At 36.1% G+C, this 25,085-nt stretch carries 22 protein-coding genes; 21 read left to right on the top strand and 1 reads right to left on the bottom strand.

All coding sequences use genetic code 11. From position 1 onward, the window contains the following. The first annotated feature begins 99 nt into the window (after window positions 1-99). The 21 genes from KFZ70_RS08370 to KFZ70_RS08470 all read left to right on the top strand — a co-directional run bounded on the left by KFZ70_RS08370 (window position 100) and on the right by KFZ70_RS08470 (window position 23,776). A complete protein-coding gene (locus KFZ70_RS08370) occupies window positions 100-1,143 on the top strand; it encodes a helix-turn-helix transcriptional regulator (protein WP_139695247.1) in 1,044 nt (347 codons plus the stop codon). A gap of 94 nt (window positions 1,144-1,237) precedes the next feature. Beyond that, the gene (locus tag KFZ70_RS08375; protein WP_139695246.1) at window positions 1,238-2,200 is read left to right on the top strand and encodes a sugar phosphate isomerase/epimerase; all 963 of its coding nucleotides are present in this window, start codon (window positions 1,238-1,240) and stop codon (window positions 2,198-2,200) included. Window positions 2,201-2,231: 31 nt separating this feature from the next. Next, window positions 2,232-3,404 carry a sugar MFS transporter gene (locus KFZ70_RS08380; protein WP_139695245.1) on the top strand — a complete coding sequence of 391 codons (1,173 nt, stop codon included), beginning with the start codon at window positions 2,232-2,234 and terminating at the stop codon, window positions 3,402-3,404. A gap of 4 nt (window positions 3,405-3,408) precedes the next feature. Then, entirely contained in the window at window positions 3,409-4,557 is a 1,149-nt protein-coding gene (locus KFZ70_RS08385) for a Gfo/Idh/MocA family protein (protein WP_233244001.1), read from the top strand. Between the two features lie 11 nt (window positions 4,558-4,568). Then, window positions 4,569-5,621 (top strand): sugar phosphate isomerase/epimerase, encoded by a 1,053-nt coding sequence (locus KFZ70_RS08390; protein ID WP_139695244.1) that lies wholly within the window; start codon window positions 4,569-4,571, stop codon window positions 5,619-5,621. 14 nt (window positions 5,622-5,635) lie between these two features. Further along, complete coding sequence (locus KFZ70_RS08395; protein WP_139695243.1) at window positions 5,636-6,433, top strand: DUF1080 domain-containing protein; 798 nt, start codon at window positions 5,636-5,638, stop codon at window positions 6,431-6,433. A 12-nt stretch (window positions 6,434-6,445) separates the two neighbouring features. Continuing rightward, window positions 6,446-7,819 (top strand): Gfo/Idh/MocA family protein, encoded by a 1,374-nt coding sequence (locus KFZ70_RS08400; RefSeq protein WP_139695242.1) that lies wholly within the window; start codon window positions 6,446-6,448, stop codon window positions 7,817-7,819. Window positions 7,820-8,385: 566 nt separating this feature from the next. Continuing rightward, window positions 8,386-9,009 (top strand): GNAT family N-acetyltransferase, encoded by a 624-nt coding sequence (locus tag KFZ70_RS08405; protein ID WP_139695241.1) that lies wholly within the window; start codon window positions 8,386-8,388, stop codon window positions 9,007-9,009. Then, window positions 9,006-10,193, top strand: coding sequence for an argininosuccinate synthase (locus KFZ70_RS08410; RefSeq protein WP_139695240.1), 1,188 nt, complete (start codon window positions 9,006-9,008; stop codon window positions 10,191-10,193). The genes KFZ70_RS08405 and KFZ70_RS08410 overlap by 4 nt, the downstream gene beginning before the upstream one ends. Beyond that, the gene (gene argC / locus KFZ70_RS08415; RefSeq protein WP_139695239.1) at window positions 10,186-11,163 is read left to right on the top strand and encodes an N-acetyl-gamma-glutamyl-phosphate reductase; all 978 of its coding nucleotides are present in this window, start codon (window positions 10,186-10,188) and stop codon (window positions 11,161-11,163) included. The genes KFZ70_RS08410 and argC overlap by 8 nt, the downstream gene beginning before the upstream one ends. Window positions 11,164-11,173: 10 nt before the next feature. Continuing rightward, window positions 11,174-11,968 (top strand): pyrroline-5-carboxylate reductase, encoded by a 795-nt coding sequence (gene proC / locus KFZ70_RS08420; protein WP_139695238.1) that lies wholly within the window; start codon window positions 11,174-11,176, stop codon window positions 11,966-11,968. 1 nt (window position 11,969) lies between these two features. Continuing rightward, entirely contained in the window at window positions 11,970-13,124 is a 1,155-nt protein-coding gene (locus KFZ70_RS08425) for an aspartate aminotransferase family protein (protein WP_139695237.1), read from the top strand. Window positions 13,125-13,139: 15 nt separating this feature from the next. Then, entirely contained in the window at window positions 13,140-14,336 is a 1,197-nt protein-coding gene (locus KFZ70_RS08430) for a glutamate-5-semialdehyde dehydrogenase (RefSeq protein WP_139695236.1), read from the top strand. Window positions 14,337-14,338: 2 nt separating this feature from the next. Then, the gene (proB, locus tag KFZ70_RS08435; protein WP_139695235.1) at window positions 14,339-15,103 is read left to right on the top strand and encodes a glutamate 5-kinase; all 765 of its coding nucleotides are present in this window, start codon (window positions 14,339-14,341) and stop codon (window positions 15,101-15,103) included. Between the two features lie 5 nt (window positions 15,104-15,108). After that, on the top strand, window positions 15,109-16,047 hold the full coding sequence (locus KFZ70_RS08440; protein WP_139695234.1) for an N-acetylornithine carbamoyltransferase: 939 nt from the start codon (window positions 15,109-15,111) through the stop codon (window positions 16,045-16,047). Window positions 16,048-16,088: 41 nt separating this feature from the next. Continuing rightward, a complete protein-coding gene (gene argB, locus KFZ70_RS08445; RefSeq protein ID WP_139695233.1) occupies window positions 16,089-16,868 on the top strand; it encodes an acetylglutamate kinase in 780 nt (259 codons plus the stop codon). Then, a complete protein-coding gene (locus tag KFZ70_RS08450) occupies window positions 16,865-17,929 on the top strand; it encodes a M20 family metallo-hydrolase (protein ID WP_139695232.1) in 1,065 nt (354 codons plus the stop codon). The genes argB and KFZ70_RS08450 overlap by 4 nt, the downstream gene beginning before the upstream one ends. 33 nt (window positions 17,930-17,962) lie before the next feature. Next, window positions 17,963-19,237: an argininosuccinate lyase gene (gene argH / locus KFZ70_RS08455; RefSeq protein ID WP_139695231.1), complete on the top strand. Its 1,275-nt coding sequence runs from the start codon at window positions 17,963-17,965 to the stop codon at window positions 19,235-19,237. A 14-nt stretch (window positions 19,238-19,251) separates the two neighbouring features. Next, window positions 19,252-20,160 (top strand): alpha/beta hydrolase, encoded by a 909-nt coding sequence (locus tag KFZ70_RS08460; protein ID WP_139695230.1) that lies wholly within the window; start codon window positions 19,252-19,254, stop codon window positions 20,158-20,160. 151 nt (window positions 20,161-20,311) lie between these two features. Continuing rightward, the gene (locus KFZ70_RS08465) at window positions 20,312-22,414 is read left to right on the top strand and encodes a beta-galactosidase (protein WP_139695229.1); all 2,103 of its coding nucleotides are present in this window, start codon (window positions 20,312-20,314) and stop codon (window positions 22,412-22,414) included. Window positions 22,415-22,546: 132 nt separating this feature from the next. Continuing rightward, window positions 22,547-23,776 (top strand): family 16 glycosylhydrolase, encoded by a 1,230-nt coding sequence (locus tag KFZ70_RS08470; RefSeq protein ID WP_139695228.1) that lies wholly within the window; start codon window positions 22,547-22,549, stop codon window positions 23,774-23,776. Window positions 23,777-23,943: 167 nt separating this feature from the next. Here the strand turns inward: KFZ70_RS08470 and leuB are convergent, their stop codons facing one another. After that, entirely contained in the window at window positions 23,944-25,062 is a 1,119-nt protein-coding gene (leuB, locus tag KFZ70_RS08475) for a 3-isopropylmalate dehydrogenase (RefSeq protein WP_139695227.1), read from the bottom strand. Between the last annotated feature and the right edge of the window lie 23 nt (window positions 25,063-25,085).

Genomic DNA, 25,085 nt, shown 5'->3' on the forward strand with positions numbered 1-25,085 from the left:
TAGTTAGTAAAATTGTTAAAATATCATAAAACAATAAATACTTTTATAGTAAACGGAAAAATAGCTATTTTGCAGAGATAAAGTGTTTAAAATATTTCAGTGAAAGTAAATATACAGAAAATAAAGCCTTATGAGGCGGATGGAGTAGTGTATCATGCGGATACCTGTTTGCCGCTTATTGATGCTTTTAAAAGGGGGAAATTAAAATTTAAGGCCTTGGCAAGGCATACGTATCCAGGAGATAGGTTAGATGAAAATACGCTTGGGTTAAATAGTATAGGGTACTGGGATGCCAATGAGCCTCAAGACTGGGGCTTAGACTGGCATAGAAATGAAGGTATTGAGTTTCATTTTCTAGAATCGGGTTCTATGCCTTATGCTCAGGAAGACAAGGAGGTTTTGCTTACACCAAATCATTTAACTATTACTAGACCGTGGGAAGCGCATAAGGTTGGTAATCCATTTATAGGAATGGGGAAATTTTATTGGGTTATAATAGATTTGGGTGTGAGAAGACCACATCAAGAATGGGTCTGGCCGGATTGGATTACGCTAACTAAAGATGATTTGTTGCGGTTAACAACCATTTTGAGGCAAAATAAAAAGTCTATTCTTAAAACAGATCAACGTGTTAGAGATTGTTTTAAGCGTATAAATCAAGCAATTAATACAGATGATCAGGGTAGTAATGCGTCAAAAATTAGATTGCTTATTAATTATTTGCTGATATTAATTTTAGACTTGTTGAATACTGAAAATATTGAATTAAATGAGTCTTTAACAGATAGTTCAAGAAGTGTTAAGTATTTTTTGAAAGAGTTAGATAAGAAACTTTCAGAGCAGTGGACTATAGATCTTATGGCAAAATCTGCAGGTGTTGGTTTAACCAGGTTTACCCATCATTGTAAACAGTTAACTAATGTGACACCTATGCGGTATTTAACGATGCGGAGGCTGGAAATGTCAAAAGGTATTTTGAAAAATAATCCGAATTTAACGGTAAGTGATGTGGCTTATATGTGTGGGTTTACTACAAGTCAATATTTTTCTACCGTATTTAAAAAGCATGAAAAGTGTTCTCCAAATGAGTTTAGAGCTCGGTTTTGTATTGATCAAAATATTAGTGCCTATCCTGAAATCTAATTTGTTTAAATTCTTTCACTGAATAAAAACAAACAGGAACTATTCTTTTTTTATATATTTTTCACAAGGTTATACCAAAGGACAAATCAAAAATATGGAGCGAAGAAAATTTATTGTTAAAGCCTCTCAAGCAAGCTTAGCGCTTTCTGCTCTTGGGGTGTACGCTTGTAATGAAAAGAAAAAAAAAGAGGTTGAACTTTCAAAGGAAACAGTTTCTAAAGAGTCCTCGTTGTTTTTTGATATATCATTAGCGCAATGGTCATTGCATCGGGCCTTAAGATCTGGAAACATGAATAATCTTGATTTTGCGGTTAAATCAAGAGCGTTAGGTTGTAATGGTTTGGAGTATGTTAATGGGTTTTTTAAGGATAAAGTGAAAGATATGGCATATCTTAAAGAGATGAATGCTATAGCAGATTCTGAAGGTCAGAAAAATGTACTTATTATGATTGATCAAGAGGGGGATTTGGCTGATGCCGATGACAACAGAAGGCTAAAAGCTATTGAAAATCATTATAAATGGGTTGATGCCGCACATTTTTTAGGATGCCATGCTATTCGGGTTAATTTAGCAGGAGGAACAGATAAAGATGATGCTATGAAAGCGGCTATTGATTCTTTGGAAAAGCTATCCAACTTTGCTGAAGGTTCAGACATTAATATACTGGTTGAGAATCATGGTGGATTTTCTTCAAATGGAGACTGGATGTCTCGCGTGTTTTCACAGGTGAGACATGTTAATTGTGGTACCTTACCCGATTTTGGAAACTTCTGTATTGCCAAAGATGAAGACAAAAACTGTGTAGACGCTTATGATAGATATAAAGGCATGAGGCAATTAATGCCTTTTGCCAAAGCAGTGAGTGCCAAGTCATACGATTTTGATGAACATGGTAATGAAACAACTATTGATTTTAAACGTATGATGACCATGGTTAAGGATTTTAAATATACAGGCTTTGTGGGTGTGGAGTTTGAAGGTAACAATGTTTCAGAAGAAAAAGGTATTCAGTTAACAAGAGATTTGCTTATTAAAGTAGGTAGAGAACTGTCTTAATCAAAACGAAATAACTAAACTATATAAATTTATGGAGCACGTTAATAAAAACAGATTGTTTCTGGCAAGTTGTTTGGCATTAATAACCACAGCCATGACCTTTGCAATTAGAGCAAGGTTAGAAACCGTTTTTGGTCCAGAGGGTATGGGCTTGACGCTTGAACAATTAGGATATGCATTTGCACCTGCCTTTTTTGGGTTTACTATTGCGATGATTATTGGAGGACCCTTGGTAGATTTAATGGGTATAAAAAGAATTACGTGGTTGGCCTTTATTACACATACCATTGGCATTGTATTAACGCTTTTAGCTGACTCTATGACCTCGTTATTTATAGCTACCTTATTCATTGGAATAGGTAATGGTTTTGTTGAGGCAGCATTGAACCCTATGATAGCCTCTATGTATTCCGAAGAAAAAACGAAAATGCTTAATAGGTTTCATGTGTGGTTTCCTGGAGGTATTGTAATTGGGTCATTAATAGGCTGGCTAACTATGGATGTGCTAGGCTTAAGCTGGGAGGCTATGGTTAGTACCTTGTTTATTCCTTTGGTGTTTTATGGTGTGTTGTTTTTTGGACAAAAAATACCTATAACCGAACGCCTGCAGTTGGGAATAAGTAATAAAGATATGTTTAAAAGTGTCTTAAAACCGTTATTCTTGTTTATGGTGTGTTGCATGTTTTTAACAGCAGCATCTGAATTAGGAACTACACAACGTATAGAGTCGTTATTAAAAGAATCGGTAACGGCACCATTATTAGTATTAGCGTTTATCAATGGAATCATGGCGTTTGGGCGTATGTTTGCAGGTCAGGTGGTGCATAAATTGAAACCATCGGGTATGTTGTTGTATTCGGCGGTTTTTACATTTATAGGGCTTTGGATGCTTACAATGACTACGGGAGGCTTAACTTTTGTGGCGGCGGCTATTTTTGCTATTGGTGTCACATTCTTTTGGCCAACCATGTTAGGTTTTGTTGCGGAATATTTACCCGAAACAGGTGCTTTGGGCTTGTCTATTATGGGAGGCGCAGGCATGTTTTCGGTGTCTATTGTTTTACCAATTATGGGAAATTTAATGGATAATGCAAGTGCTGCTGAAGCACTTCGTACAATGTCTCTTTTGCCAGCTATTTTAATCGTGGCTTTTATGGGGTTACATCTTTACATGCGGCGACAAGTAAAAACTTCTGAAGTATAAAAAAATGAGTAGAAAATTAAGAATGGGAATGATTGGTGGCGGCTCGGGATCATTCATAGGTGATGTGCACAGAAAAGCAGCTTCAATTGATGGGCTCATAGAATTGGTTTGTGGGGCGTTTAGTAGTGATCCTGAAAAATCGATAAAATCAGGACAGGCATTATACTTGCCAGAAAATAGATGCTATCGTAGTTATGAAGAAATGATTTTAAAAGAGAAGGCTTTGTCAGAGGAGGAGCGCATGGATTTTGTAGCTATTGTAACGCCTAATCATATGCATTTTTCGCCGGCTAAAATGGCTCTAGAACACGGATTTCATGTAGTTTGTGATAAACCAGTTACGCTTACGCTTGACGAGGCGCTTGCATTGGAATCTATTGTAGCTAAAAGTGGTAAGCTGTTTGCTTTAACTCATAACTATACAGGGAATGCGCTGGTGAAGCAGGCGAGAGCCATGGTGGCTAATGGCGATTTAGGAACTATTAGAAAAATTCAAGTACAGTATTTGCAAGGATGGTTATCTACAGCTGTTGAAAGTACCGATAATAAACAAGCGGCTTGGCGGGTAGATCCAACAAAATCGGGTATTGGCGGCGCTTTAGGTGATATTGGTACACATGCTGAAAATTTAGTTGAGTATGTAACAGGTTTGAAGATTGATGAATTAGCGGCCGATCTTGGTGTGTTTGGGGAAGGAAGAGTGCTTGATGATGACGGTAATGTGTTGCTGCGTATGAGTAATGGAGCAAAAGGAACTATGTCTATTTCTCAAATAGCATTGGGTGAAGAGAATAATTTGGCTATTAAGGTTTATGGAACAAGAGGAAGTTTAGAATGGCATCAAGAAAACCCTAACCAATTGATAACACACTGGCTTAACGATCCTATTAAAGTATACACACCTAATGGAAATAATTTATATCCAGAATGTTTGAATGTTTCCAGAATACCAGCGGGACATCCAGAGGGATATTTGGAGGCTTTTGCAACCATTTATAAAAATTTTGCCACCCATGCTATGGCGGTTTTAGCAGGTGAAACCATTGAATTTCCTGATTACCCTACAATTGATGATGGGGTGCGCGGCATGAAATTTATATATGCTGCGGTTGAAAGTAATAAGAATAATGCGGCTTGGACAACATTAGATTAATATATTAAAACATGAAAACAATAAAAGGACCTGCTGTTTTTTTGGCACAGTTTGCTAGTAATGAAGCGCCATTTAATAGCTTGGAAGGGATGTGTAAATGGGCCTCGGATTTAGGGTATAAAGGGATTCAAATACCAACATGGGAGTCTCATTTAATTGATATTGAAAGGGCCGCTGAAAGTCAGACCTATTGTGATGAATTAAAAGGTAAAGTCAATGGTTTTGGTTTAGAGATTACAGAACTGTCTACTCACTTACAAGGTCAATTAGTGGCCGTAAATCCTGCCTATGATACAATGTTTGACGGGTTTGCTCCAGAGCAGGTTCGTGGCAACCCTAAAGCAAGAACAGAATGGGCTATAGATTTTGTAAAGAAGTCAGGTACAGCAAGTGGTAGGTTAGGTTTAAAATCGCATGCTTCCTTTTCAGGCGCTTTATTGTGGCATACTATATATCCGTGGCCGCAACGCCCCAATGGATTGGTAGAACTTGGTTTTGCGGAATTAGCCAAACGGTGGTTGCCTATATTGAATCATTTTGATGAACATGGTGTTGATGTGTGTTATGAGTTACATCCAGGAGAAGATTTACATGACGGGGTTTCTTATGAACGTTTTTTAGAGGCTACGGGGCATCATAAACGTGCCAATATTTTGTATGATCCTAGTCATTTTGTCTTGCAGCAGCTGGATTATTTGACATTTATAGACTATTATCACGAACGTATAAAGGCCTTTCATGTTAAAGATGCAGAGTTTAATGCAACAGGAAAACAAGGTGTTTATGGCGGATATAGCGCTTGGGCAGATCGTGCTGGGCGATTTAGATCTTTAGGAGATGGTCAGGTTGATTTCAGTGGTATTTTTTCAAAGCTAACCAAGTATGGTTTAGATTTATGGGCGGTTATGGAATGGGAGTGTTGTATAAAATCTTCTGAGCAAGGCGCAAGAGAGGGAGCGTCTTTTATTCAAAAACATATTATTGAAGCAGCTGAGCGTAGTTTTGATGATTTTGCTGGAGGCGAAACAGATGTAGCACAATTAAAAACTATTTTAGGGATATAATCTAATAGTTATTTATGAAACATTTATTGGTTGTGTTTTTGTTGTTTATTACGTTAGGTGTGGGTTGTCAGGAAAAACAAGCTATTCAAAAGGCTATTGAGACAGGAACTTTTCAGAAGATAAAGGAACCTACTAACCCAAAAGTAACCGAATTTTATGCTCCGGTTCCACCTAAAGTAAATCCAAAAGCTCACGGTGATGTACCTGGTGATGCTATTGTGTTATTTGACGGAACAGATTTTAATCATTGGGAACATTCAAAAGACAATAGACCTGTTGAATGGCAGTTAAATAACGATGGAAGTATGACTGTAAAGGATAAGTCAGGTGATATTCAAACCAAACAAAGTTTTGGTTCTGTGCAATTGCATATTGAGTGGAAGTCGCCCAAAGATATTCAGGGAAAAGGACAGCATAGAGGAAATAGTGGCGTCTTTCTTCAGGGAAGGTATGAGGTTCAAGTATTGGATAATAATGATAACGAAACCTATGTTAACGGATTAGTGGGGGCTATTTACAAGCAATCGGCACCATTAGTAGTAGCTTCGGTGCCTTCGGGAGCGTGGAATAGTTATGATATTATTTATCATGCACCTGAATTTAATAAGGACGGTGAAAAAATGAAATCTGCCACAATCACGGTATTGCATAATGGTGTTTTGATTCAAGACCATTTTGAAATAAAAGGCACTACAGAATATAGAGGTTGGCCTAAAAATAAGGCTCATGGTAAGGCGCCTTTAAAATTGCAAGATCACGGCGATAATAGTCGTGTGAGTTACAGAAATATTTGGCTTAGAGAACTAAACTAATAGAATTTAAACATGACTAAATCAATCATTTCAAGACGATTATTTGTTAAAAAAACAGCAATAGCTTCCGCAGGTTTTGCTGTGCTTCCTAGTTTACTCAGTGTTTCGCCAAATAACAAATTAAATATAGCGGTTATTGGTGTAGGAAATAGGGGAGGATACAATTTAAAAATGGTTTCTGAAAGCAATAATATTGTCGCCTTATGTGATGTAGATCGACGGTTTTTAGAGCAAGCAGCGTTAAATTATCCGAAAGCAAAGACTTTTAAGGATTTTAGGCAGATGTTCGATAACATGAATAGCGAGATTGATGCGGTGGTTATTTCAACCCCAGATCATACACATTTTGCAGCAACTATGGCGGCTATGGAGTTGGGAAAACATGTTTATGTAGAAAAGCCATTAGCGCATAATATATGGCAATTAAGAACACTGAAAAAGGCAGCAAAGTATTATGGCGTAGTCTCTCAAATGGGGAATCAAGGGCATACTACTGAAGGGATAAGATTAATAAAAGAGTGGTATGATGCAGATGTATTAGGGGAAGTGAAAGAAGTACATGCATGGCGTGGTGTTAATAGGTTTGAGCCTGGGTATTATTTTACCAAGCCAGGTCAATTTCCACCTGAAGAAGATGCAATTCCTGATTATTTAGATTGGGATCTTTGGTTAGGCCCCGCAAAAAAGCGTCCGTTTAATTCTGCTTATGCGCCAAAATCGTGGCGTGGTTTTTATGATTTTGGTTTGGGGCAATTGGGCGATTGGGCATGCCATACTTTAGATGCGCCATTTTGGGCATTAAATTTAGGGTCACCACATAAGGTTAAGGCTGAAGTTCCAAAAGGCAGTTTTAATCATGAAGGTTTTATGCCAGACAGGTCTACAGTTGTGTTTGATTTTAAAAAACGAGATAATAAACCAGCGGTTAAGCTTACTTGGCATGAAGGTTATAAAAAGCCAAATATTAAAATCAAACCAGAATGGGGAATTCAAGAGTTAAACCCTAAAGGAGGTATGCTCATGATAGGAAGTAAGAGAACGCTAATAACAGGGGCAAGGCCTGAAAAACCAAAACTATTAGTGTCGGAGGATGAATGGGCGGCATTTTTAAAGGATGCACCCAGTAAAACAATACCAAGGGTAGGTAATAATCAACCTCATAAAGAATGGCTTGATGCCATAAAAGATAATACGTTGCCGGGATCCAATTTTGATTATGCGGCCAATTTAACAGAAATGGCCTTGGTAGGCGTTATGGCGCAGCGTTTTGGTGGTGTAATAAAGTTTGATGCTGAAAATTTAAAAGTGACCAATAAGCCAGAACTCGATGTCTTCTTAAAGGAGCCAGTAAGAGATGGCTGGGCTTATGGTGATAATTTAAATTAAAGTATTCTTTTTTTTAGCGTTGCTGAATTGTGACTGACTCTCTTTTATAGCGCTTGTAAAAGATAAATAATCTGAAAATTTTAGTTTGGGATGCTTAGAGTAAAAGATGTAGGCTATAAAGGCGTGCGTTTTTTTTGTGAAATCAAAGTATTTTTCGAAATATTAAAATAAAATCTTAAAAAAATCGAGATTTACACAAATATTTCTAAAAACGCTATTGATTTTAGGCGTTTATAAAATAAAGTCTTAATTTTGAGGCATGAAAAATTTAAAAAATAAAATACGTTGTACTACACCCGGTTTGCCCGTGCGCAATCGCCGCCGCTTCTAATTTGCCTTAAATTAGTCGAATAACCTTAAAAACGTCATTTTAATTTTTTTCAAATTGTCCAATTTCTTTTTCATAATATTTAAAAATAACGTTAATTTCATAATTAACCGAGATATGATGCGTCGAAGATTTCCTCGTCGCCCGTAAGGGTATGTGTAATTTTTATTGAATTAGGTGAGTCCAGTTCAGCAGTTAAGAAAAGAATATTAATTGACATTCAATACAAAAGAAGGAAATGAAGGTTGTAATAGCCGATAAATCACATATAAAATACGCAGAAATTATTTGCGAAACCATAGCAGAGTCAGCAGCTGTACGAGGTACAGGTATTGCTAGACGTACGCCTGAATATATAGCCACCAAAATGGAGAATGGTAATGCTGTTATTGCTATTGAGGATGGTAAGTTTGCTGGTTTTTGTTACATTGAAAAATGGGGGCATGGTAAATTTGTTGCCAATTCAGGGCTCATTGTGCATCCAGATTTTAGAGGGAGAGGACTAGCTAAAGAAATAAAACTTAAAGTGTTTGAACACTCTAAAAATAAATTTCCAGACGCTAAAATTTTTAGTATTACCACAGGACCTGCTGTGATGAAAATGAATAGCGATTTGGGGTATAAGCCCGTGCCTTTTTCTGAGTTAACGGACGATCCTACCTTTTGGGACGGATGTCAAACGTGCAAAAATTATGATGTTTTAACACGAACCAATAGAAAAATGTGTTTGTGTACAGGAATGTTGTATGACTCAAAAGCCAAAAAACAAGAAGTAAAACCTATTAAGAGAAAGGTGGTTGAAAGATTAAAAAGAATAAAAGAAGCCTTATTTCTAAAGAAAGATAAAAAAGCAGACAAATGAAAAAATTAGTTATAGCATATAGCGGAGGATTAGATACCTCATACTGTGCCGTAAGTTTATCAAAAGAATATGATGTGCATGCTGTGAGCGTTAATACAGGAGGATTTTCCCAAGATGAAATCAATCACATTGAGAGTAACGCCTATAAAATGGGGGTGTCTACTTATAAAAATATTGATGCCGTTTCTACATTTTATCAAAAAGTAGTAAAGTATTTAATTTTTGGAAATGTATTAAAGAATAATTCATATCCCTTATCTGTAAGTGCGGAACGCATTGTTCAAGCTATTGAAATTGTTGAGTATGCTAAAAGTATTGGAGCTGAGTATATCGCTCATGGTAGTACAGGCGCAGGAAATGATCAGGTGAGATTTGATATGATTTTTCAAACCTTAGCGCCTCAAATTAAAATCATAACTCCAATTAGAGATCAAAAGCTAACCAGACAAGAAGAAATTGATTATTTAAAGGCCAATGGTATTGATATGTCTTGGGAAAAGGCTAAGTATTCCATTAATAAAGGGTTGTGGGGTACTAGTGTTGGCGGCGCAGAGACCTTAACCTCTGAAAAAGCATTGCCAGATGAAGCTTATCCATCGCAATTGAAGCATGCCGAAGAAGAAAAAGTAAAACTTACCTTCATAAAAGGTGAGCTAGTTGCTGTTAATGGCGTTGAAAATGAGCCTGAAATTAATATAGAAGTGTTGAATAACTTAGCGTCAGCTTATGCTATTGGTAGAGATATTCATGTGGGTGATACTATAGTTGGTATAAAAGGCCGTGTTGGTTTTGAAGCCCCAGCAGCTCTCATTACCATCAAAGCGCATCACTTATTAGAAAAGCATACCTTAACCAAATGGCAGTTGCAGCATAAAGAATATTTATCTAGTTTTTACGGTATGCACTTGCATGAGGGACAATATTTAGATCCTGTTATGCGTGATATTGAGGCTTTTTTACAGAATAGCCAAGACAAGGTTACAGGAGATGTGTTTGTTACCTTAAAACCTTACCATTTCAATTTAGACGGTATTTCTTCTAAACATGATTTAATGAGTGCTAAGTTTGGAAGTTATGGTGAAGAGAATAAAGCTTGGACAGCTGATGACGCCAAAGGCTTTATAAAGATTTTGGGGAATCAGAATAAGATATATCAACAAGTAAATTCAAAACAAGATGATTAAAGTAGGCATAGTAGGGGGTGCAGGGTATACCGCAGGAGAACTTATTAGACTATTAATTCATCATCCAGAAACTGAGATCGATTTTGTTTTTAGTACAAGTAATGCAGGAAATCAAATTAGTAAAGTGCATCAAGATCTGGTGGGGTCTTTTGATAAAACTTTTACAGATACCATAAACCCTAAAGTTGATGTCTTGTTTTTGTGTTTAGGTCATGGTAATTCAGTTAAGTTTTTAGAATCAAATGTCTTTTCTGGAAACACTAAAATTATAGATCTAGGTAATGATTTCAGACTTGAAAAAGATAGAGTTTTTAACGGTAAGGATTTTGTTTATGGACTGCCAGAATTACAAAAGGAAGAGATAATATCTGCCAATTTTATTGCAAATCCAGGTTGTTTTGCAACAGCCATTCAACTAGGCTTGCTTCCGTTAGCTAAAGCCGAATTGTTAAATAATGATGTGCATATTAATGCGGTTACAGGAGCTACTGGAGCTGGTACGTCCTTGTCAGCAACCACACATTATACCTGGAGAGATAACAACTTTTCGTATTATAAACCGTTTACCCATCAGCACTTAGGAGAAATTAATCAGTCAGTAAAACAATTGCAACACACGTTTTCTTCTGAAATCCTTTTTATGCCAAATAGAGGAAACTTTTCAAGAGGTATTTTTGCTACAATTTATACCGATTTTGAAGGTGCTTTAGAAGATGCTAAAGCGCTTTATAACGCCTACTACAAAAATAGTGCGTTTACTTTTGTTTCAGATAATTTTTTGCACTTAAAGCAAGTGGTTAATACCAATAAATGTTTGATTCATTTACATAAACATGAAGGTAAATTATTGATAACAAGCATTATAGATAATTTACTGAAAGGGGCTTCAGGACAAGCTGTTCAGAACATGAATTTAATGTTTGGTTTTGAGGAAACAACAGGGCTACATTTAAAAGCTACATATTTTTAAAAAGAAAACCATGAGAATAGCCATTATTGGAACTGGAAATTTAGGAAGCTCGATTGCTAAAGGGCTTATAGGGAATAAATCATATACCTCGCTGTATTTGAGTGATAAAAATACGGCCAATGTAGATGCGTTTAATACCCTTGAAAATGTGACGGTAACGAATGATAATCTTTTAGCTGTTGAGCAGTCAGATATGATCATTTTTGCACTTCAACCTAAGCATATTAATAGCGTACTAGAGAGCGTGACACATCTTATTACAGATCGCCATACCGTAATGTCTGTTGCTGCTGGTGTTGAAATATCAAGAATAGAAGGTATAGTTGGAGGGGATAAACACATTATCAGAGTTATGCCAAATACCGCGATTTCAATAGGTAAGTCTATGACGTGCCTGGCAGCTAATACAGTAGCGCAAGACCGTTTAGTATTGGCAAAGGATATTTTTAATCAGCTAGGTACTACCATGGTAATTCCTGAAGAACAAATTCAAGCAGCTACGGTTATTTGCGCCAGTGGTATTGCATTTTGGATGCGTTTGGTAAGAGCAACCACTCAAGGGGCTATTCAATTAGGTTTTGAAGCACATGAAGCTCATGAGTTAGCCTTGCAAACCTGTTATGGTGCGGCAAGTTTGTTGAAAGAGTCGGGTAAGCATCCCGAAGAAGAAATTGATCGTGTTACAACACCAAGTGGTTGTACCATTGAAGGCCTTAATGAAATGGAACATCAAGGATTAAGTTCTTCATTAATAAAAGGGATTAATGCCTCGTTTGAAAAAATAAATCAACTTAAAAAGAATTAATATGCCATTATTTAACGTTTATCCACTATATGATGTAACCCCTGTATCTGGTAAAGGGGTGTACGTTTATGATGATCAAGGGGCTGAGTATTTAGATCTTTACGGGGGTCATGCCGTGATTTCCATTGGTCATGCACACCCTAAATATGTTGAGGCAGTTTCAAATCAAGTGTCAAAGCTCGGGTTTTATTCTAATGCCATACAAAACCCTTTACAGGTTAAACTAGCTGATAGGTTAGAAAAATTATCTGGTTGTAAAGATTATCAATTGTTTTTGTGTAATTCTGGGGCAGAAGCAAATGAAAATGCCTTGAAATTAGCATCCTTTAAAACAGGGAAATCACGTGTGGTAGCGTTTAAAAATGGATTCCATGGGCGTACTTCGGCTGCTGTGGCCGCAACGGATAATCCTAATATTATAGCGCCAATAAATGCGCAACAGGAAGTAACTATTTTAGACTTGAATGATATTACAGGCGTGAAAGCAGAACTTGAAAAAGGAGATGTTTGTGCAGTCATTGTTGAGTTTATTCAAGGTGTAGGAGGCTTAGATCAGGGAACATCAGATTTCTTTGAACAAGTTTATGCCCTTTGTAAAGCCAATAATACCATGTTTATTGCCGATGAGGTACAATCTGGTTACGTGCGTTCAGGTAAATTCTTTGCCTTTCAACATCATAATGTGACACCCGATATTATTTCAATAGCCAAAGGTATGGGAAATGGTTTTCCTATTGGCGGGATATTGATTCATCCAGAAATTGAGGCAAAATTTGGCATGTTAGGTACCACATTTGGTGGAAATCATTTGGCTTGTGCAGCAGGCTTAGCTGTGCTAAATGTGATTGAGGAAAAACAGTTGATGAATAATGTGATTAATATGTCTGAATACTTCATCAAGATAGCTCAAACCATTCCACAGATAAAGAAAATAAAAGGAAGAGGTTTAATGTTAGGGCTTGAATTTGATTTTGAAGTGGGCGACCTCAGAAAAAAATTAATTTATGAGCACCATATTTTTACAGGAGGTGCCTCAAATAAAAAATTATTAAGAATATTACCGCCTTTAACCGTAAGGAAAGAGCATATAAATATGTTTTTTGAAGCGCTTATAGGCGTCTTAGCCAACTCAGAAATAGTTGAGGCTAAGGTTTAAAATTAAAACTACAAAATGAATACTTTACTATCTATAGAAATAAGAAATGCTGTTTTATTAAAAATGGCAGAACTTTTAAAGCGTGATAGAGAAGCGTTAATAGAAATAAATAAAACAGATTTAGAAGCCTACAAAGGGGATGATATTTCTATGTTTGATCGTTTAAAGGTTAACGATGCAAAAGTAGATGAAATGATAAAGTCTGTAACTCATTTGGCTTCGCAGGAAGACCCAGTTGGGATAGAACGTTTTAGCTTTAAGCATGAAAATGGTATGCAGATTTATAATAAAACAGCATCCTTTGGAACGGTAATGATTATTTATGAATCACGACCAGATGTAACGGTTGAAGCTGCAGGCATTGCGTTTAAATCTGGAAACAAGATTTTATTAAAAGGCGGGAAAGAGTCTTTACATTCAAATTTGAAAATTGTAGCCTTATGGCATGAGGCGTTGCAGACCTATGGAGCAGCTACCAGTTGGGTGGAGTATTTACAATTTAATAGGACAGAAACTCAAGCGTTTTTAGAAAAGCCAACACAAAAAGTAGATTTAATTGTGCCTCGTGGAGGGGAACGTTTAATTGCCTTTGTGAAAAAACATGCCACCTGTCCAGTTATTATTAGCGGACGCGGAAATAATTTTGTTTATGTACATAAGGAGGCAGATTTAGATGTTGCTTTAAATGTTATCGTAAACGGAAAGACTGCAAAAATATCGGCATGTAACGCTGTTGACAAAGTACTTATTGATGCCAATTTGCCTGATAAAGATAAGTTTATAGAAACATTGATTGCTAAATTAAAGGAGTTTAATGTTGAAATTTTAGGAGATGCCAAAACGTCAAAGTTTGAAGAAATTAAAGCTTTTGATTCTGAAGATATCTGGTACGAAGAGTTTCTAGACTACAAAATTGTTATTGGTGAAATTGCATCAAATGAAGACACTATCGCTAAAATCAATAAATATTCCGGCGGACATTCGTCTTCCATTATAACAAAGAATGATACCGAGGCCGAATTGTTTATGGCTAATGTAGATACGGCTGCGGTTTATCACAATGCTTCAACTCGTTTTACAGATGGTGGACAATTAGGTTTAGGGGGTGAGCTTGCTATTAGTACAGATAAGTTGCATCAGCGTGGACCAATAGGGTTACAGCATTTAGTGACTAATAAATGGTATGTTCATGGAAATGGACAAATAAGATAAACATGCAAAAAAAGAAGCGCATACTATTAAAGATTGGTTCAAATACGCTAACCAAAGAGACCAATAATATTTCAAGAGGAAAAATTGAAGATGTTGCAAATCAAATAGCTAAGCTTCAAGATTCCTGTGAGTTTGTTATTGTAAGTTCAGGAGCTATTGCAGTGGCTAAGCAATTTGTAAAGCTAGAGAGTAAACAAGAAGAAGTTTTTGTAAAGCAGGCTTTGGCATCAATTGGTCAGCCACATCTTATTAGAATTTATCAGGAAATCTTTAGAGAGTACGGTTTACTAAGTTCACAGTGTTTATTGTCCTATTCAGATTTTGAAAAGGAAGATAGTAGAACCAATATCATGAATACCATAAAAGTATTAATGAATAATAACTATGTGCCAATTATAAATGAAAATGATACAGTAGCCACTGATGAGATTAAGTTTGGTGATAACGACAAATTAGCGGCATTAACAGCGTCATTACTTGGGGTTGATTTATTCATTATTGCAACCAACACGCATGGTATTTATACCAAAGCTTCTATAAATGACGAAGCGCCAGAAACCATTGAAGAGGTTTTAAATTTTGAGAAGTTAAGAGCACAAGTAGTGAGTTCAAAATCCTCGCATGGAAGTGGTGGTATGGCTTCTAAAATAGAAGCCGCTTCCTTAGCTAAAAAAGCAAACATAGAAACATGGATTGTAAACGGTTTAGAAGATAACTTTATAGTAAATGCAATGCAAAATAAAGTACTGTTTACCAAAATAAAATAATTAAGATGAATTACATTTCTATTCAAGATATAGATGATATTAATGCATGGATTGAGGCGGCTAAAGCCATTAAATCAAATCCGTTGGGTGATGTTGAATTAGGTAAACACAAAACCTTAGGCTTGCTTTTTTTTAATTCAAGTTTACGAACGCGATTAAGTACTCAAAAAGCCGCTTTAAATTTAGGAATGAACCCGATTGTTATGAATGTTTCTGGTGATGCTTGGGGTATTGAATTTGGTGATGGTACAGTGATGAATGGAAACACCGCCGAGCATATTAAAGAAGCGGCGGCTGTGGTATCTCAGTATTGTGATATCATTGCGGTTAGAGCATTTCCAACTTTAACCGATAAGGCGAAAGATGAGAGTGAGCAGGTATTAAATGCCTTTGCTAAATACGCTTCGGTACCCATTGTAAATATGGAAAGTGCCACAGGACATCCTTTACAAGGTTTAACAGATGCCTTAACCATTTCGGAGTATACAACAAAACCAAGACCTAAAGTGGTATTAAGTTGGGCACCACATGTGAAAGCTTTGCCACATGCCGTTGGAAATAGTTTTGTAGAAGCCATGCAAAAAATGGATGTTGAATTTGTAATCGCCAATCCAGAGGGGTATAATTTAAATCCTGAAATAACTAAAGACACGCCTATATATCATAATCAAGCAGAAGCATTTATAGGAGCAGATTTTGTTTATACCAAAAACTGGAGCTCTTATGAAGATTATGGTCAAATAAAAAACACAGACCCTAATTGGATGATTACAAACGAGAAATTGGGTCATGCCAAGTTTATGCATTGTTTGCCTGTAAGAAGAAATGTGGTTGTTGAAGATGCGGTGTTAGATAGTGATGCGTCTCTTGTAATTCAGCAGGCAAATAACAGAACCTATGCCGCGCAGTTGGTGTTAAAAAAAATATTAGAAGATTTGCAATAACGTTTCAGGCTTAAACGTGTTTAAAATCTAAAATAAAGAATATGAAAGAAAAATTATCAATAGTAAAAATAGGAGGAAATGTTATAGAAGATCAAGAGGCTTTAAATGCATTTCTAAAACATTTTTCTAAGTTAGAAGGACATAAAGTTTTAGTACATGGAGGTGGTAAACGCGCTACGCACATAGCGTCAAGGTTAGGTGTAGAGTCTAAAATGATAGATGGGCGCCGTATTACAGATGCAGATACGTTAGAGGTTATCACTATGGTTTATGGTGGCTTGGTAAATAAAAATATTGTTGCAAAACTTCAAGCGTTACATGTTGATGCTATTGGATTAACAGGTGCCGATATTAATAGTATTTTATCTGTAAAACGTCCAGTAAAAGCTATTGATTATGGATTTGTGGGTGATGTTAAAAAAGTAAATTATAAAAGCATAAATAAACTGATTAAAGCTAATTTTACACCAGTATTTTGTGCCATTACCCATGATAAAAACGGTCAATTATTTAACACCAATGCTGATACCATAGCTTCAGAATTAGCCATAGGTTTATCAAAATTATACACGGTTGAGTTGTACTATTGTTTTGAGAAAAACGGCGTGCTTATGTCTGTTGATGATGATAATTCGGTTATTGATTACATGGATTCAGGTACCTATCAAGTGTTAAAACACGATGGCGTTTTTCATGATGGTATGTTGCCCAAGTTAGAAAATTGCTACCATGCTATTGAGCAAGGTGTGTCTAGAGTATTTATAGGCAACCCAACTGTAATAAGTAATAAAGAACAAAAGTTTACAACCTTGTTTTTATGATAGAACAGTTAACACAAGAAGCTATAACGCTTTTAAAACAATTAATAGAAACGCAGTCTTTTTCATCAGAAGAAGATATTACGGCATCACATATAGAAGCTTGGTTTAAACGCTATGCCATAGATTATAAGAGAACAAAAAACAATGTATGGGCGGTTAATAAGTACTTTGATAACAGCAAACCTACACTATTGCTAAATTCGCACCACGATACGGTTAAGCCAAATTCGGCCTATACCAATGATCCTTTTAAGGCTATTGTTGACGAGGGAAAACTATATGGTTTAGGAAGTAATGATGCAGGAGGATGTTTGGTGGCTTTAATAGCCACTTTTACGTATTTCTATAATTATAAAAATTTAAAATACAATTTAGTTATTGTTGCTTCGGCGGAAGAAGAAAGTAGTGGCCCAAATGGATTGAATAGTATGCTTTCCATTATTCCAAAAGTAGATGTAGCCATTGTGGGAGAACCCACGCTTATGAATTTGGCAGTAGCTGAAAAAGGTCTTGTTGTTTTTGATGCTGTGATTGAGGGAACACCCAGTCATGCTGCACACCCCAATGATAATAATGCTATTTATAACAGTATAGAAGCACTTAAATGGTTTCAAGATTTTAAATTTGAAAGAGGCTCTGAGGCCTTAGGTGACGTGAAACTTACGGTAACCCAAATAAATGCAGGGTCGCAGCATAATGTAGTTCCGGGTCATGTAGATTTAGTTATTGATGTCCGTGTAAACGATGCTTATAGTAATGCTGAAATAGCGCAAATTTTACAAGCACAAGCACCTGTAACAAAAATCACCCCACGAAGTTTAAGGCTTAATTCATCCAGTATTCCAATGAATCATGATTTGGTGAAAGCGGGTGTTGATATGGGGCGAACCACTTATGGGTCACCAACACTATCAGATCAGGCCGTTTTATTCTGTCCGTCATTAAAATTAGGACCAGGTGATAGTACACGGTCACATTCGGCAAACGAATTTATTTTTATAAAGGAAATAGAAGAAGGTATAAAGATTTATGTGGAATTGTTGAATCGCGTTATTGTTTAACACATCAGCATATAAACAAATAAATAGAAAATAATGAAACTCTGGGATAAAGGCATATCTATCGATAAAAAAATAGAACAATTTACAGTTGGAAACGATAGAGAAATAGATATTCATATTGCAAAATATGATGTTATAGCATCAAAAGCACATGCTAAAATGTTGCATAAAATTGGCATTTTAACCACCATAGAATTAGAACAACTTTTAGGAGGGTTACAAGTTTTAGAAAATGAAATTGAAGCAGGTGAATTTGTTATCGATGCGCAGTTTGAAGATGTTCATTCTAAAATAGAGTATGAATTAACAGCGACATTGGGCGAGGTAGGAAAAAAAATTCATACAGCACGTTCACGAAATGATCAAGTTTTGGTGGCTTGTCACCTGTATTATAAAGAGAATTTAAAGCTAATTCAAAGCAAAACAAAGACCTTGTTTGATACACTGTTGCATTTGGCTGAGCAATACAAAGATAAAGTATTGCCAGGCTATACACATTTGCAAGTGGCTATGCCTTCATCATTTGGATTGTGGTTTTCTGCCTATGCAGAATTGATGATAGATGACGTTTTTCTATTAAATGCAGCCTTAAAAACGGTAGATCAAAATCCCTTGGGATCAGCTGCAGGATATGGTAGTTCTTTTCCTATTGATAGAGAATTTACTACTGAAGAAATGAACTTTGCTACATTAAAATACAACGTCGTTGCGGCACAGCTGGGACGCGGAAAAAATGAACGGACTATTGCTGCTGCTTTGGGTAGTTTAAGCAATACCTTAGCTCGTTTTGCTATGGATACTTGCTTGTATATGAGTCAGAATTTTGATTTTATATCCTTCCCAGATGAGCTCACCACAGGAAGCAGTATTATGCCGCATAAAAAGAACCCAGATGTATTTGAATTAATTAGAGGAAAATGTAATAAAATTCAAGCGCTTCAAGGGGAGATGCTTTTAATAACTAATAATTTACCGAGTGGTTATCACAGAGATTTTCAGTTGCTAAAAGAGAATATGATTGCAGCGTTTGAGGAAATAAAGGATATTCTTGATATTTTCAATTACTCGATTCAACAAATAATAATTAAAGATGTTAATATCAATGATGATAAGTACAAATACTTGTTCACGGTTGATAATATTAACACCTTGGTTGTAGAGGGGCAAAGTTTCAGAGAAGCTTATCAGAAAATTGGCGGACAAGTTCAAAATGGCACCTATGTACCTGATACCTCAAAAAAACACACCCATACAGGAAGCATTCATAATTTGAGTTTGGATAAAATACGCGATAAATTTCCTAAATAGAGAGTAGTAAGGATATGAGACTATTTTTTTTATGGTTTTGTTTTATTGGACTTAATATGGGGCATGCACAGGTTAAAACGATAGAAATTTGGGATAGTAACATACCCAATAGCCAAGAAACAGAACAAGAGGAGGTGGTTGAAAAAACAGACATTACAAGAATCACACTTGTAAAAACACCAACATTACAAATTTTTCTGCCAGCCAAAAAAAGTGCCACAGGACAGGGTGTAATAATCTGTCCTGGCGGCGGGTATCGCAGTTTATCATATGATTGGGAAGGGACAGATGTTGCCAAATGGTTTAATAGTAAAGGTATTGCAGCATTTGTTTTAAAAAGCAGGTTACCACTTTCCAAATCATTAAAAGTACCGCATAAAGCGCCTTTGCAGGATGCGCAACGTGCTATGAGATGGGTGAGATATCACGCTGCTGAGTTTAATATAAAACCAGATCAAATTGGTATTATGGGATTTTCTGCTGGAGGTCATTTGGCGGGCACATTAAGTACACAGTTTAACAAACAAAATGAGTTTGAAGAACAACCCTTAGATACCATTTCAGCCAGACCAGATTTTTCTATATTGATATATCCCGTAGTTACCTTGAAACATGATTACACCCATAAAGGATCTCGCAACAATTTGTTGGGAAAAGATGCCGATGAAAATCTGAAACACCAGTACTCAAATGAACTTCATGTTACTGAAAATTCACCTCCAACATTTATAGTACATTCTGGTGATGATAAAGCAGTGCCGGTAGAGAATAGTCTGCAATTATATAAGGTTTTAAATAATCATGGTGTTAAGGCTGAATTACATGTGTATCCTTTTGGTGGCCACGGATATGGTTTAGCTGTGGGGAATGCGTATTTAGAGACCTGGACTGATAGATTACACGTTTGGTTAAGCAATCTTTAATAGTTTAAAAACCCAACTTTTTTTGTAAATCACACTGTATTCATTTGATTAAGTGTTTGGTTGTAGCGCTTGTACAGTTTTTGTAAAGTACAAGAATCTGTTTTTATTTTTTTGAAGATTATATTTATGCATCAACTAAATTAGACTCAAAATGAATAGCATACACCACCGTATTTTTTTGTTATTATTTTCTTTTTCAGTTTTTCTTTCTTGTAAGAAGCAAATAGATGAAACGAAAGAGTATGTGCTTTTTGATTTTGAACAAGAGAATCAGTTAAAAGTAGAAGGAGTTGTAGACGCGTCATACAAAGTAATTGAGTCTGGGACAACTAAATTGTTACAGGTAAAAACAGGGCATCAGGTGTCGAAACCTACTATTGTTTTAAAACAACCAGATAATGTAAATTGGGATTTAAAAGGATACCATCAAGTAAAAGCTGATGTTGCTAATATTGGTGATTCTTACATGCAAGTTGAAATGTTTGTAGGCGATGATCCAGATGGTTTAATTAAATGGTATTGTTCAGATTACGTAGATTTAAATCCGGGTGAGAAAAAGGCAATAACAGTTGATTTAGCCTGGACACCATGGGTGTTTTCGCCTCAATTGAAAGTTGAAGGCATGCGGGGTATACCTGGTTCATTGAAAACAGATATTGATGCTATTAAAGAAATAAGCTTTTGTTCACGTTATGCCTCATCAAATAATACATTTACTATTGATAATATTCGAGCCGAAGGCAAATTAGAAGTACGAGATACTTCAGGTTTTTTTCCATTTGTAGACAAGTTTGGCCAATATAAACACAACGATTGGAAGGGAAAAATACATGCTGAAGAAGAATTAAAACAAGTGGCAGAAGTTAATTTAGAAAAGCTCTTGGAAAAGAGTGGGCCAGAGGAAAGAGGAACTTATGGAGGCTGGACAGGTGGTCCTAAATTAGAAGCCACAGGCTTTTTTAGAACAGAGAAGTACAAAGGTAAATGGTGGCTGGTTGATCCGGAAGGGTATTTGTTTTGGACGGCTGGGGTGAATTGTGTTTCTCCAAATAGTGCACATACAGGGACTTCAGGAAGAGAACATTATTTTGAGACATTACCAAAAGCAGAGGGCGAGTATGCTAAGTTTTATGGTGAAGGCGGAAGAGCTTCTCATGGGTTTTACAGTAAAATAGATTCATATACATCTTTTAATTTTTATCAGAGTAATTTGTTTAAAAAGTTTGACTATGATTGGCAGTATAAGTTTTCAGATTTAGCACATTTAAGGTTTAAGAGCTGGGGATTAAATACGATTGGATTTGTTTCTGATATTTGGACAACCAGACAACAAAAAACGGCATATGTGGGATCTATTTGGATTAGGAATACACCAAAAATTCAAGGATCTGAAGGATTTTGGGGAAGGTTTCATGATGTGTTTGATCCAAAATTTGAAAAGGCTGTTAAGGCATCAATGGCATCTCAAAAAGAAGGCGCTTATGATGCTTGGTGCATCGGCTACTTTGTGGATAATGAATTGTCTTGGGGTGATTTGGGATCATTGTCCATTGGTGTGTTGAGGAGCCCTGAAACACAAATTGCAAAACATGTTTTCGTTCAAGATTTAACAGATAAGTATACCACTATACAAGCTTTGAATCAATCTTGGGGAACGTCACATCAATCCTGGGAAGCTTTGCTTAAATCAACTGAAACACCAGATATGAATAAAGCTATGCCAGATTTAGTCGATTTTTATAGAAAAATTGCTGAAACGTATTTTAAGACCATAAAGGAAGAATTGCAGATAATTGCACCTAAACAAAATTATTTAGGTTGTCGTTTTGCTTGGGCTAATAATGATGTGGTGTTAACGGCAGCAAGCAAGTATATGGATATTATGAGCTTCAATAAATATGAGTATAGCGTAGAAAATATCGGTCTGCCAAAAGGTGTAGATAAACCCATTTTAATTGGTGAATTTCATTTTGGAGCTGTTGATAGAGGTATGTTTCATGCAGGTGTTAAGAAAGCAGAAAGTCAGGAGGATAGAGGTGAAAAGTATCAAAGCTACATTCAAGGTGCATTAAGAAACCCTTCAGTTATTGGTGCGCATTGGTTTCAGTATATCGATGAACCGCTCACTGGAAGGTTTGATGGTGAAAATTATAATATTGGGCTTGTTGATGTTTGTGATAATCCTTACGAAGCGTTGGTTGAAAAAATTAGAGAAACAACCTATGGCATGTACTCTTATAGAATGAGTCATTAATTTCGTTCAATCGGTAAAAATAGACATCGGTAATTGGGATAATTTATTGAAAGTTTAGTTTTTTTCCAGTGTTAGCTTCCTTGTAATTGAAGCTGAGTTGGTATTTTTACTAAAATAATTTTTCAATATATTATGCTTAATAAATATTTGCCCCTAACATTATGTTGTAGTTTAATCATTTTTGCTTCATGCAGTAAAAGTGACGCCACAGAAGATGATCCTGAAGTTACCCCAATTCTAACAATGGTTAATACTAAAATTCCAGAGAAAACCGCCGTCTATTCAGACGTTTTAGTAGGAGGAACTATTTCCTATGGGAATGACGATTTTCAGAGCATAGAGCAAGGTGTCGTTTGGGCCGAAACAGAGCTTCCTACAATTAATGATAACAAACAAGTGGTTTCATCAACGTCAAATGATTTTACTACTACCATTTCAGAATTAAAAGGTAATGCTAAATACTATTTCAGAGCCTATTTGTCTAGTAATTCTGAAACAATTTATGGAGATCAAAAAGATATTACCACAGATAAAGCACCGAGCCCAGTTGCTTTTTTACCAGATCCTGGTAATGGAAAAATGTGGGTTATTCAACCTGAGTTTTCCAATGAGTTTGAATATAGTGATAAGACTGATTCTCAATTTTCAGATGATTGGCAAGATTCGTTTTTCAATGGCTGGACAGGACCTAAAAAGTCTGGTACGGCTACAACATCAACGGTTTATACTCCGGAAAATTCTTCAATACAAGATGGTAAACTTGTGTATAAAGCGACTATTGATGGTAATAATGTGCATACGGGTTGTGTAACATCAAAAGCCAAAGTAGGATATCCGCTATATATGGAAGCGCGGGCAAAAATAAGTGAATCATCGTTAGCTACGGCTGTATGGCTATTAAGTGAAGACTCTACTCAGGAAATAGATAATTTGGAAGCTTATGGTAGTAAAGACAACGATTATTTTTCAAAAAGATTACATTTAAGTCATCATACGTTTATAAGAGATCCGTTTCAAGATTATCAACCCAAAGGGCCAGAAACCTATTATGCTGATGGAAAAGGAACACAGTGGGCAGATGATTATCATAATTATGGAATACTGTGGTTAGATCCTTGGACACTTAAATATTATGTTGATGGCGAATTAGTAAGAGAAACACCTACTGATGAAATAGATCCGTTGAACTATACAAATGGCACAGGTTTAAATAAGGATATGTATCTTATTATATCGGCTGCGGCACAACCTTGGCGAGAGACAGTAGGGCAGGTTGAGGATTATACAACTGATCCTTCTGTTATTAGTGAAGCACGTTCAACTTCTAAATTTGAATACATTCGAACCTATAAACCAGAGTAATTTAGGCTGTATGATTAAAGATTAAGGTTAAATTTAGTTTGAGTGAACGGAATTCAATATGAGAATATCGTACTAGGTATAAAAATAAAGCGCATTTGTAAAAAAATGCGCTTTTTTTGGACGTCCCATTATGTTCAGTTTAATAGTTTGTTGACTAACTCAAATAATTAAATAATAGTGGATTGTCCTAAATGTATATTAGTAAAGTTTAGATTTGTTTCATCGGGATTATTAATAAAATCTTCAATAAAATCACCTACTTTAGTAGTACTTATATTGTCATATTTGTTATTTAAATCGGGAGTGGTTATATGAAGTTTCAACGATTTATCTACACCTTCGCGTACCAGAGCTGCTTCATCATCTAACCCAAAATGATCCAGTAACATAGCGGCCGACAAAATAGAGGCAATGGGGTTTGCAATACCTTTATTAGCTGCTTTTGTATAAGCTCCGTGAATGGGCTCAAACATGGCATGCTTATCACCTAAAGAAGCAGAGGCCAATAATCCTATTGATCCTACAATAACACTTGCTTCTTCTGATAAAATATCCCCAAACATATTTTCGGTTAAAATAACATCAAACTGTCTTGGGTTAATAATCAGCTCCATAGCTGCATTGTCAATATACATATAACTCACTTCAACATTAGAATATTGAAGCGCTATTTCTTTAACTATACGGCGCCAAAGCCTTGAGCTTTCCAGAACATTTGCTTTATCAACCAAGGTTAATTTTCGTTTTCTTGATTGTGCCGCCTTAAAAGCGCCATGAGCAATACGTTCTATTTCAAAACGCTGATAGGTGCAAACATCTGAAGCCGTGTTACCATCGTCACTTAAATGCCTTTCTCCAAAATAAATACCTCCGGTAAGTTCTCTATAAATGACAAGGTTTGTATCTTTTATCTGCTTAACTTTTAGTGAAGATTTGTTTAGTAAATCTTCATAGGCTATGACAGGTCTTATATTAGTATGCAAACCAAGAGCTTTTCTTATGCCCAAAAGACCTTGTTCAGGTCTTACTTTGGCATCTGGATCATGATCATAGGCAGGGCTACCAATAGCTCCAAATAGAACAGCATCAGCTTCTTTACAAATGTTAACGGTCTCTTCTGGTAACGGATTTCCAGTTTTATCCATGGCACTTGAGCCCACAAGTGCTTTTCTGAAAGTAAATACATGGTTAAATTCCATGGCTATGGCTTTCAAAACCTTGACGGCTTGTGCAGTAACTTCTGGTCCAATACCATCTCCAGGTAAAACAGCAATATTTAATTTCATGGGTTATTCAAAGTGCTTTAAAG

The sequence above is a fragment of the Allotamlana fucoidanivorans genome, assembly GCF_045788535.1.
Classification (GTDB): Bacteria; Bacteroidota; Bacteroidia; order Flavobacteriales; family Flavobacteriaceae; genus Allotamlana; species Allotamlana fucoidanivorans.

Bases quoted from the DNA above. Each gene is read 5' to 3' on its own strand.
- KFZ70_RS08375 (WP_139695246.1), top strand. From the start codon at position 1,238: ATGGAGCGAAGAAAATTTATTGTTAAAGCCTCTCAAGCAAGCTTAGCG.
- KFZ70_RS08380 (WP_139695245.1), top strand. From the start codon at position 2,232: ATGGAGCACGTTAATAAAAACAGATTGTTTCTGGCAAGTTGTTTGGCA.
- KFZ70_RS08385 (WP_233244001.1), top strand. From the start codon at position 3,409: ATGAGTAGAAAATTAAGAATGGGAATGATTGGTGGCGGCTCGGGATCA.
- KFZ70_RS08390 (WP_139695244.1), top strand. From the start codon at position 4,569: ATGAAAACAATAAAAGGACCTGCTGTTTTTTTGGCACAGTTTGCTAGT.
- KFZ70_RS08395 (WP_139695243.1), top strand. From the start codon at position 5,636: ATGAAACATTTATTGGTTGTGTTTTTGTTGTTTATTACGTTAGGTGTG.
- KFZ70_RS08400 (WP_139695242.1), top strand. From the start codon at position 6,446: ATGACTAAATCAATCATTTCAAGACGATTATTTGTTAAAAAAACAGCA.
- KFZ70_RS08405 (WP_139695241.1), top strand. From the start codon at position 8,386: ATGAAGGTTGTAATAGCCGATAAATCACATATAAAATACGCAGAAATT.
- KFZ70_RS08410 (WP_139695240.1), top strand. From the start codon at position 9,006: ATGAAAAAATTAGTTATAGCATATAGCGGAGGATTAGATACCTCATAC.
- argC (WP_139695239.1), top strand. From the start codon at position 10,186: ATGATTAAAGTAGGCATAGTAGGGGGTGCAGGGTATACCGCAGGAGAA.
- proC (WP_139695238.1), top strand. From the start codon at position 11,174: ATGAGAATAGCCATTATTGGAACTGGAAATTTAGGAAGCTCGATTGCT.
- KFZ70_RS08425 (WP_139695237.1), top strand. From the start codon at position 11,970: ATGCCATTATTTAACGTTTATCCACTATATGATGTAACCCCTGTATCT.
- KFZ70_RS08430 (WP_139695236.1), top strand. From the start codon at position 13,140: ATGAATACTTTACTATCTATAGAAATAAGAAATGCTGTTTTATTAAAA.
- proB (WP_139695235.1), top strand. From the start codon at position 14,339: ATGCAAAAAAAGAAGCGCATACTATTAAAGATTGGTTCAAATACGCTA.
- KFZ70_RS08440 (WP_139695234.1), top strand. From the start codon at position 15,109: ATGAATTACATTTCTATTCAAGATATAGATGATATTAATGCATGGATT.
- argB (WP_139695233.1), top strand. From the start codon at position 16,089: ATGAAAGAAAAATTATCAATAGTAAAAATAGGAGGAAATGTTATAGAA.
- KFZ70_RS08450 (WP_139695232.1), top strand. From the start codon at position 16,865: ATGATAGAACAGTTAACACAAGAAGCTATAACGCTTTTAAAACAATTA.
- argH (WP_139695231.1), top strand. From the start codon at position 17,963: ATGAAACTCTGGGATAAAGGCATATCTATCGATAAAAAAATAGAACAA.
- KFZ70_RS08460 (WP_139695230.1), top strand. From the start codon at position 19,252: ATGAGACTATTTTTTTTATGGTTTTGTTTTATTGGACTTAATATGGGG.
- KFZ70_RS08465 (WP_139695229.1), top strand. From the start codon at position 20,312: ATGAATAGCATACACCACCGTATTTTTTTGTTATTATTTTCTTTTTCA.
- KFZ70_RS08470 (WP_139695228.1), top strand. From the start codon at position 22,547: ATGCTTAATAAATATTTGCCCCTAACATTATGTTGTAGTTTAATCATT.
- leuB (WP_139695227.1), bottom strand. From the start codon at position 25,062: ATGAAATTAAATATTGCTGTTTTACCTGGAGATGGTATTGGACCAGAA.